Origin of the sequence: Klebsiella sp. YJ (genome assembly GCF_002108615.1) — a bacterium.
Taxonomy (GTDB): Bacteria; Pseudomonadota; Gammaproteobacteria; order Enterobacterales; family Enterobacteriaceae; genus Klebsiella; species Klebsiella planticola.
This window is the reverse complement of the sequence record NZ_MTEG01000094.1, coordinates 1-1,201: the sequence shown is the minus strand read 5'-3', so window position 1 is coordinate 1,201 and position 1,201 is coordinate 1. Positions and strand designations below refer to the sequence as shown.

General features: G+C 50.5%; 1 pseudogene. It reads left to right on the top strand.

The window, feature by feature from the left end:
• Nucleotides 1-533: 533 nt before the first annotated feature.
• Nucleotides 534-1,201 (top strand): annotated as a pseudogene (locus BV390_RS30300) (IS5 family transposase); the annotation flags it as partial.

Genomic DNA, 1,201 nt, shown 5'->3' with positions numbered 1-1,201 from the left:
AGAATGATGTCACGCTGAAAATGCCGGCCTTTGAATGGGTTCATGTGCAGCTCCATCAGCAAAAGGGGATGATAAGTTTATCACCACCGACTATTTGCAACAGTGCCTTCTGATGACCCTGACTTCTGGGATGTTTGGACAAGAAAGTATGCTGATGGGAAATTGGTCGAGAGAACTGTCGATTGGGGAGCTGTTGTAAAGGAATGGCAACAAAAGTGATCTGCGGCAGAAAATGAAAGCGGGAGGGCAGATCGGAATTGAAGGAACTTTATGTCATCAATCTACTTGGTGTTGCGTTCCGTTGTCCCTGGGGTCCGCTTGGAAAAAGGAAATTATCCTACGCTAAGCGCATTTTTTGCACAGATGGCTACCGACTGAACGTAACGTGTGAGTCATGATCAGAAATGTGTTAACTCTAGGAATTGACACGACTTACTGTTTGATGGGGAAATCATGTTTAGCTATGGAAGGTGCGAACAAGTCCCTGATATGAGATCATGTTTGTCATCTGGAGCCATGGAACAGGGTTCATCATGAGTCATCAACTTACCTTCGCCGACAGTGAATTCAGCAGTAAGCGCCGTCAGACCAGAAAAGAGATTTTCTTGTCCCGCATGGAGCAGATTCTGCCATGGCAAAACATGGTGGAAGTCATCGAGCCGTTTTAACCCAAGCTGGTAATGGCCGGCGACCTTATCCGCTGGAAACCATGCTACGCATTCACTGCATGCAGCATTGGTACAACCTGAGCGATGGCGCGATGGAAGATGCTCTGTACGAAATCGCCTCCATGCGCCTGTTTGCCCGGTTATCCCTGGATAGCGCCTTGCCGGACCGCACCACCATCATGAATTTCCGCCACCTGCTGGAGCAGCATCAACTGGCCCGCCAATTGTTCAAGACCATCAATCGCTGGCTGGCCGAAGCAGGCGTCATGATGACTCGAGGCACCTTGGTCGATGCCACCATCATTGAGGCACCCAGCTCGACCAAGAACAAAGAGCAGCAACGCGATCCGGAGATGCATCAGACCAAGAAAGGCAATCAGTGGCACTTTGGCATGAAGGCCCACATTGGTGTCGATGCCAAGAGTAGCCTGACCCACAGCCTAGTCACCACCGCGGCCAACGAGCATGACCTCAATCAGCTGGGTAATCTGCTTCATGGAGAGGAGCAATTTGTCTCAGCCGATGCCGGCTAC